The sequence below is a fragment of the Bradyrhizobium sp. 147 genome (assembly GCF_023073935.1).
GTDB lineage: Bacteria > Pseudomonadota > Alphaproteobacteria > Rhizobiales > Xanthobacteraceae > Bradyrhizobium.
On the sequence record NZ_JADPKL010000093.1, the window covers coordinates 1 to 8,256 of the forward strand.

Below are 8,256 nucleotides of genomic sequence, written 5' to 3' on the forward strand. Positions count from 1 at the left end.
TCCGCAGGCACTCGACCATCGGGTATCTCAGCCCGGTTGAGTTCGAGCGCAAGGTGGGATTAGCTTAACCTGGTGTCCATCAAACCGGCAGCAGCTCACAAGATCAATATCGCTCGCAAGCTCAAGAAAACTGCGCTTCACCTTCAGTTCAAGCTGAAGGTTTCGATTCATGCTACGGAGGTTCGAACCAAGAACACCGAGACCGACCAAGATCAAAACGATAGTAGCGGAGGTCCATATCCAGAGCAGGTTAGGCAGAGGTAGCGAGGCCGAGCCCACAAAGTCTCTGAAAGCAGGCGGAAACACCGTATCTGTGCTGTGCTTGAGCAGGAAGCCACCTGGACGAGCGCCTTCACCCAAGAATAGCAACCCAGCGCAGGCGCCTAGTACGGCGCATCCAGTTGCGAAGAGTGGATTCTTGATCGCCTTCTGCAAGTACCCGGGCATCTAAGTCATCCCTTCTTTGAACTGAGGATCGTTACCGTCGGTGCTTAGTTGCGAGGCCGATTTCCCAGGTCCGATAGGGCAGGTCTGCTCACTGAAATCGGGATCGATGGAGCCGACCTAGGATAGCAGGTTGCAGCCGTGGCTGAAGCCACTAAGGCTCGAATGCGGGAGTGCCTGTCTAGACTTAGCTATCTAGGCCGGGGTCTGCCTGCTGGTCTGTGGCGCGCTATCCGGCAGCACACCCTTACCGAACACCGTCTAAATGAACCTACGGCCTCACTAACGCGTTGGGGACGGTCCATTAGCGCCGGTTCGGGGAGGTTCAATGATGGACCAGCATCGGACAGCCTTAGTTCTGTTTGCGGCCGCCTTGGTCACGGTCATCGTGATCGCGTCTGCAGTCACCATGGAAAGAGTCAATGTGCGGACTGCGAGCAGTGACGCGCCGCCCTATACGATGGGCCTCGCCCGGCCGCATCAACCGCTAGATCGTGCCCCAGGTCAGCCGCTACCGACCGTGGGCGCACCGGCTGGAGCGACTAGACAGCGCATTCCCCCGAACAGATAGGTTTCAGGGTTTTTATGGGGCCAAAAAATTACGACGAGAACTCTTTTTTGGTCCCTATACATTTGAAAATAACAAGAGTATTCGTCGTCGGAAAAAATTCCGACGTCGTTACGACGACAACCCAAACATGGGCTGCCGTCGCGCACATTTTTTTCCGACGAGACGTCGATTCCGACGAGTTTTACGACGAGAGGAAGTACCGTGTCCCCGCTCGCCCCCTTGCGCCCGGCCTCCGCGTCGCGCGCATCTGCTCGCCCTCTTCCAACCACTTCAACGACGCTTCAAGCTCGTACGGCCTAGCCGCCTTAACGCCCTTGGCGCGTGTCAGGTCTGAATAGGCGATACCCTTGCTCCCGGCCTTCTCGATGGCCCGCAGGATGGCATTTCGCAGCGCCTCGGACTCACTGCCAACCATGTACTTGGCCGCGCCATCTTCGATGGTGTCGAGCGACCTCTGTACGATTGCGTAGCTCCATTCGACGTCTCCGATTTCTACCACCGGCGCTGCCGGATTACGGGACACGGCCCGCAAGGTCGCAAACTTCTGGGTCTGCTCCGCCGCCCGGCCTAAGATACCCTCTTTGTCGGGGTATCTATCGAGGCATTCCAACTGCCAATTCTCGATTTCAAGCCATCGATCTTCAGCCCCCTCGCCCCAGTCGCATACATGCATCTTTGGCTTCTGCCCGCCGCTCATTACGGCAACACGTTGCAATTCGTTCAGCGGCGCCAGCATGTAAGCCGCCTGCACCGCTTCGACCAATTCGCGCGGAGTTACCAGCACCGGCCGCCCTCTCTTTCGTTGTGGCGCGTTCTTGACGTCAATAATCGTCAGTCGCGCAATGAAGCCGTCGTTGAAGCTCTGTTCCGTTATGCCAGTGTAGAAATCAGTAGGCGTTGAGAAGCCGAGCAATGAGACCGTTGGGAAAAAAATCGGACTAGAGTCCTTCTTGTCGTCGGCCTTCTCTTTCCCCGTCCAACGCTTCGTCGACCGGCTGTATAGCTCCAAGAAACTCTTCCGGACCGTTCGATTCCAAGATGTTGCTTGGCTACCCGTTACCCCCTGAAGAAGCGCGCCAAATTCGTCCATAGGCATGACATGCACGGGTGCACGCCGAACCGCCTTCTCAATTGCGCTGTCGCTCGTCACGTCACCCGGCCCGATCAGCCATGGCATGCCGCAATCGTCAGCCAACATCTCAATTGCACCGCGCGCGTGGTCCTTACCGAAGCTTGGACCGGCCACACCAACCATATAGACGTTCAGCCCCAATCCGGTCGGAGTGACGTAGCGACGCCCAAACAACGCACCCAAGAAAGCCAGCGTGGATATCGTCGCGAATTCTCGAACCGGTACCCTCGCCGTATCGAGAATCCATTCTGTAATCTTCTGAAGCAACCCACCTTGATGCGAAATTTCAAAAGGATCAGTGTTACCGCGCGGCACACAGAACTTACTTTGCGGCTGGTTATCGTTCGCGTGCTCCATGCAGAATATCGCCAACGCGTCTTCACGGTCGTACATATCAAACGCGCGATTGAAACTCTCCTGAAGGAGCGCCGCTTGCTCGTGTGAGCTTGCGAGTTGAAAATCCCGCCTGAAAGACAGACCAGCACGTTTCGCGAGACAGCTTTTCTGACTTAGCTAGAACGCCCAACTGGTTCGCTGCGTGCATTCCATGAAGCACGTCACCGGGATTCCAATTCGCGATGATCCCTTGCGCAATCTTATGCCCCTCGACACCAGCAATAACCTTATCTACTTCTGCGGCATTCACTTCGTGACGCCTTCCTGTATGTCAACCATAAACCAAATTCTTTTCATCTTTGCGCCGCGCGCTGCATTGCGGCCTAAATCATTCAACTGTCGCGCACTCTGCAGCGAAGCGCTGCGTGTAGAACGGCACGTCATCTGCGAGGTGCATTTCGTTGCCATCTTCGTACAAAATCACCATCCGGTTCTCGGCAACGTCCACACCGACAATTTGCGCCTTCAGCGCTTTCCCATCGCCCTTGGTAACGAAACCGTAGATTGGCTCTCCCATCGAAATCATGCCGTTCTCCTCCCTCCTAGGCCGCCATCGCGAACGTCTGCGGGTCGCGAAGCAACCTAATAAGGTGGCGAACGAACGACTCGATATCGGTGACATGCCCCTTGTAACCGACGTTCCGGCACGCCGCTGTCAACGCGATATTCCAAGCTGATTCGAAAGAGTCATCAACGAAATATGGCCGAAGCCGCTGCCAGTCAGCGTCGGATAAGTCGCGCGCCTCGTCCACGATCTTCTGAAGTGTACAAGCCGCAGTGAAATTGCGAGCGTCAGGCCATTTCTTTTCGATCGACGCCCGCCACGGTATGGTCCGGTTCGCTTTTCTGATGATTGAATTAATGCAGTCCGATTTTTCCATATGTTTCCCTAGGTGCGCGCCGCCGTTCGTCCCAGTACAATGGCCGGGACGTTGTGCGGCGCGGCGTTGAGGTAGTTACGCGCGGACCGCCGCAGCCAGTTCAGCAAGGGCGCGGCTAAAGCGGGTGCCTTCGTCGTCGTGAGACTTCACAGCGTCGACACGGGCAAGACCGTTGCTAGGGTCGCTAACAATCGACACCTCAAACAATTTCACCGCCTTCAAGGTGCGCCTTGCAGGATGATTCTTGCCGTGAATGACCCAAGAAGTCGCGCGGTAGCCGATTGACATGCCCGATAGAGCGCCCATCCTCATAAGTTCGTACCCGCCCCAATCTCGACGGCGCCGCCGTCGACACCGGGATCTCCGGAGTCGTTGTACCATCGTCGCTCCCGGCTGGTGATCTTGGCCAGCGGCCTTACCCGCCCCGGGGCAGATGATTGTGCGAAGAGCCGCGGCCCGTCGCTCCGCGCGCCGGCACCCTGTTCGTCTCATCGAAGTCCACAGCGCGCGATGGCTGCTACCTGCCGTTAGGCAAATGGCCCTGGCGTGCTTTGGGCGACTCACGGTACCCATCGTACGCATCCGACGGGCGCCGTCTTGCGTGACGCGAGGTAATTCGCGAAGCGTGTGACCTTAAGTCTAGCTTTAAGGTCATCAGGCGATGCGGGTCGAGGTTTTGGGCGGGCTGGAGCGGCGGCGGCGCTGGTCGCAGGACGACAAGGCGCGGATTGTCGAAGAGACGTTGGTGCCGGGCGCGAAGGTGACTGAGGTTGCGCGCCGCAACGGAGTCGCGGCCAGCCTAGTGTTTACCTGGCGTCGACAAGCACGGACATCAGAGCAGGTTGTACCATCTTTTGCGCCGGTGCAGATCGTCGCTACGGAGGTGGAGGAAACTCCGAAGCTTTTGCCTGCGGGTGACGGCCGGGTGCGCTCCGTAGCGTCCGCGCGTACTGGATTGATCGAGATTGATCTTGGCAACCGGCGACGCATCCGGGTGGATGCGCACGTCGACCCGGAGGCGCTGGCGCGGGTCCTCGAGGTGCTTGAGCGCCGATGATCGCCATACCGGGTAATGTGCGGGTGTGGCTTGCGACCGGCCATACCGATATGCGCCGAGGCTTCCCGAGCCTTGCGCGTCTGGTTCAGGAGAGCTTGAAGCGTGATCCGCACGCTGGTGATCTTTACGTTTTTAGGGGCCGCCGCGGCGACCTGATCAAGATCATTTGGCATGATGGCCAGGGCGCATGTCTGTTCACGAAGCGGTTGGAGCGCGGCCGCTTCTTGTGGCCATCGCTGGCGGACGGCGTTGTGACAATCAGCGTTGCGCAACTATCCTATCTCCTTGAGGGCTGTTGTTGATGCCCCTACTTTTCACGGTGATCCTCCCTCAGATCAATCTGCGCGATACGATGATTTCTCAAGCTGCGAATGGCCTGCAACGCGTTTGTGTTGTCAGGAAAGAGGAAGCGGCCCGAAGCCTCTCGGGTGGTCAGGATGCTCCCTCGCTTGAGCTGAACATAAATCCATTTGACGGGTATCCTGAGGCGTTGTGCTAGTTGGGTTACTGACAAATGGTCGGCCACCGCTGACCACCGTGTTCGATGCCGCACCTTGAGGCGGTGTTTGAGACGAATGCGCCGGACCGTGATCGGCAGAACTTTGTCAGCCTCCCATGGCGAGTGATGTCCTTCCTGCGTCAGAATGCGCGCGATCTCATCGTCGTAGGCGCCATCCCGCGCCAATGCGCATATGCGTTCTATCATCTCCTTGTGACGCGGCAGCGCAGCCACAGCATTCACAGGTAGGGTCACTACAAGCTCAGTGGTCGCGCCGCCGCGCCACACAATGCGCACCTCAGCCTTGTCCCGAGCACAGCGGCGCATCACCACCTTCTCGATCAGACAGCGCAAGAGCGCCTTGCGGTGGTCCCTGCGGGTTGCGGGGTTGCCCCATAGCGCCGGAAGACGATTTCCAAGGGCGATTACCTTGGCACGCAGATCGTGAGGAACGCCCAAGGGTTCATTGGACTTGTGCATCGTGCGCTGGGCTAATGCCTCCTCGGCTCGGCGCAGCTCCGATAGAGCGGCTTCCCACCGTCGTTCCAGTTCGCCTGTCACGAGCCGGTTATCGGGATCGGCGCGATTGAACTGGCGCTCGGCGAGGGCTGCCTGATAGCGAAGCCTCTCAACCTGCTGCTCTTCAGCGTGCCGCAGGGCTCTTTCGGACTGCAGATGGGTCTTGCGCGCTTTGGACAACGCATCGATTTCCGCCGGTGCCACAGCTTCCAAGAATGCCGCCGCAACCTGTGCGTCGATCGGTGCGGCGCGCAGGTTCTGACATTCCGGTGCGCCACGCTGGATTTTCAGATGATTGCAGACATATTGACTGCCGCCCTTGTAGCGCACGGCCATCTTGTGTCCGCATTCGCCGCAATAGGTGATGCCGTGAAGCAGGGCTGCCCCGTCGCGCGGGATTCCGCGGCTCTTGATGTGCTGGTATTCCGCACGATTGTCGCGCAGCATCGCCTGGATCTTCTCGAAGGTTTCCCAGTCGATATAGGCCGGGTACTTTTCCCTCACCACGGTCCTCCAGTCCGTTCCACGACGCGGAGACTTTTGTGGACGCTCTCCCGGTATTTTGGACGGCTTCTGCCAAGTCCTTCCATAGACAAAGGCGCCTGCATAGGCCGGATTCTTCAGGATCGCCGTCACGGCCGACACCGTCGCAGGCTGCCAGCGCAGATCGCCATGGCGGTCGAGGCGAGGCAGTGCCAAGCCGCGGCCAACAAAGGCCCGCATCGCTTGCGCGGCCGTCCGTACTTTCAGGAAGGTCTCGAAGAGCAGCGACAGGCGCCCCTGCACCTCGAGATTGGGATCCTTGGTGACCACCCCTGAAGGGTCGCGGACAAGGCCCGCCGGCAACTGCACGACCAAGTCACCGCGTTCGGCTTTTGCCATACGCCCAGTGGTCATCCGGCTTCTGATCGTGTGCAATTCCAGCTCTGAGATCGTACCTTTCAGGCCGAGCAGCAGGCGGCCATTGGGTGTCCCAGGATCATAGACGCCATCCCGGTCGGCGATCAAACAATGACGGTGCCCGCAGACATCAAGTAGCGGGTACCAATCCGAACAATTCCGCGCCAGGCGCGTCACGTCCATCGATAGGATAAGGCCAACCTCACCAAGAGTGACGCGGGCGACCAAGTCCTTGAAGCCTTTCCGGTGCGCTGCGCCAGCGCCGCTCTGCCCAAGATCGCTGTCAATCACATCGATGTCCGCCTCGTGCCATCCGAGCTCGCGAGCACGCTGCGAGAGGGCGTACTGAAGCTTTAGGCTTTCTTGATTGGTGATCACTTGGTGTGGCGTCGACTGCCGCACATACACCACTGCTTTGCGGTCCAGGTGATCCGGCTTGACGAGTTCCGAGCCCATCGCTCATCTCCCGCAGGACTTGGCCGAGATCCTCTGCGATCGCCTGCCGGAGCGCTTCCGGCAGACTGCGCCAGACCTCTCGAGGTTCGATGGGCATGTGCCCCCGCTCTCTTCGGCCAACGCGATTAAGTCCTGCAGCGCGTCGAGGCTCAGCTTGGTTGGCGCGGCGCGCGGCAAGCCGTTCCGCTCAAGATTCGTCGCCCCCGAGCGGCAGAAGAAGCGTGAGACCGAATCGGTAATGTACACGCGCAAAGAGCTCCTTGCACGCTCCGCGTGTTGTCGTCTCCTTGCCGATCGAGATTAATCGATAGCGCCGGCCATAAAGCGGATGACGCGGATCAACGACTTCCACCTCTTCGGAGGTGGCCACGTCATCGTCACTCTTATGGGTATCTCCCGATGCCCTCCTGTCCGGAATTGACTGGCGAATGCCGCAGGCAACCTGGCGTCCGCAGGCTTCCGGTTAAGCTGTGGCTTATTGACTCACGAGGGAGATCGGTCGCGAATTTTAGCGGCGAATATGATTGATTTGCCCTCGTGACAACGCCTTCCGATCCGCTTCCCGCCGACCTTGCGGCTGCGCACGCAATGATCCTTGCGCAGCGCGAACAACTGGCGCTGGCGAAGAGCGAAGTGACCGTCGGTCGACTGGAAATCGAGCGGCTGAAGCTGATGCTGGCCAAGGCACGGCGCGAACAGTTCGGGCAATCCTCCGAACGCGGCAAGCTGCTGGTCGAACAGCTCGAGCTTGCCATCGAGGATCTCGAAGAGACGCAGGCCGAACAGGAAACCAAGGCTGAACTCGCCGCGCCAGGGGTCGCCAAGGAGAAGCGCGCGCAAAATCCACGGCCGCCGCGACGTCCGTTGCCGGACCATCTGCCGGTCGAGCGCGTCGTCGAACCCGCGCCTTGCGCATGTGGTAAGTGCGGCAGCGAGCGGCTACACAAGCTCGGCGAGGTGGTCTCGAAGACCCTGGAATGTGAGCCGCGGCGCTGGAAGATCATCGAGCGTGTCCGCGAAAAGTTCTCCTGCCGAGATTGCGAGGCGATCACAGAGGCGCCGGCGCCCTCCCATCCGATCCCGCGAGGCTTTGCTGGGCCGAACCTGCTGGCGATGGTGCTGGTCAACAAGTTCCTGCTACATCAGCCGTTGAACCGGCAGAGCAAGACGTATGCCCGCGAAGGGGTCGAGATCGACGTCTCGACCCTGGCGGATCGGGTCGGCGCCTGCGTGGTCGCACTCGATCCCATCATTGAGGCCATCCGGATCCACGTCATGAGTGCGGAACGCATCCACGCCGACGATAGTGTGCTGCAGAAGCACACAGAAAGGATGATCGAGATGGTCTGAGAATCTGTGTGCATAAGCTGCGGTAGCGATGAGGGCAGGCCCCTCGGGATC

General features: G+C 59.2%; 8 protein-coding genes. 3 read left to right on the top strand and 5 right to left on the bottom strand.

All coding sequences use genetic code 11. The features are described from left to right. Nucleotides 1-1,196 precede the first annotated feature (1,196 nt). The 4 genes from IVA87_RS23495 to IVA87_RS35425 form a co-directional block, all read right to left on the bottom strand. A complete protein-coding gene (locus IVA87_RS23495) occupies nt 1,197-2,540 on the bottom strand; it encodes a hypothetical protein (protein ID WP_247335170.1) in 1,344 nt (447 codons plus the stop codon). A 331-nt stretch (nt 2,541-2,871) separates the two neighbouring features. After that, nucleotides 2,872-3,069, bottom strand: coding sequence for a hypothetical protein (locus IVA87_RS23500; protein ID WP_247335172.1), 198 nt, complete (start codon nt 3,067-3,069; stop codon nt 2,872-2,874). 16 nt (nt 3,070-3,085) lie between these two features. Continuing rightward, a complete protein-coding gene (locus IVA87_RS23505) occupies nt 3,086-3,424 on the bottom strand; it encodes a hypothetical protein (protein WP_247335173.1) in 339 nt (112 codons plus the stop codon). A gap of 75 nt (nt 3,425-3,499) precedes the next feature. Continuing rightward, nucleotides 3,500-4,006, bottom strand: coding sequence for an HK97 family phage prohead protease (locus IVA87_RS35425; RefSeq protein WP_346658378.1), 507 nt, complete (start codon nt 4,004-4,006; stop codon nt 3,500-3,502). 79 nt (nt 4,007-4,085) lie between these two features. On the opposite strand from IVA87_RS35425, the gene IVA87_RS23515 reads away from it, so the two are divergent. Beyond that, a complete protein-coding gene (locus tag IVA87_RS23515) occupies nt 4,086-4,481 on the top strand; it encodes a transposase (protein WP_229172567.1) in 396 nt (131 codons plus the stop codon). Beyond that, nucleotides 4,478-4,783 (top strand): IS66 family insertion sequence element accessory protein TnpB, encoded by a 306-nt coding sequence (gene tnpB, locus IVA87_RS23520; RefSeq protein WP_247335177.1) that lies wholly within the window; start codon nt 4,478-4,480, stop codon nt 4,781-4,783. The genes IVA87_RS23515 and tnpB overlap by 4 nt, the downstream gene beginning before the upstream one ends. Before the next feature lie 5 nt (nt 4,784-4,788). On the opposite strand, the gene IVA87_RS23525 is transcribed toward tnpB, so the two are convergent. After that, a complete protein-coding gene (locus IVA87_RS23525) occupies nt 4,789-6,855 on the bottom strand; it encodes a recombinase family protein (RefSeq protein WP_247335180.1) in 2,067 nt (688 codons plus the stop codon). Between the two features lie 537 nt (nt 6,856-7,392). On the opposite strand from IVA87_RS23525, the gene IVA87_RS23530 reads away from it, so the two are divergent. Beyond that, nucleotides 7,393-8,205: a transposase gene (locus IVA87_RS23530; protein ID WP_247335184.1), complete on the top strand. Its 813-nt coding sequence runs from the start codon at nt 7,393-7,395 to the stop codon at nt 8,203-8,205. Nucleotides 8,206-8,256 lie beyond the last annotated feature (51 nt).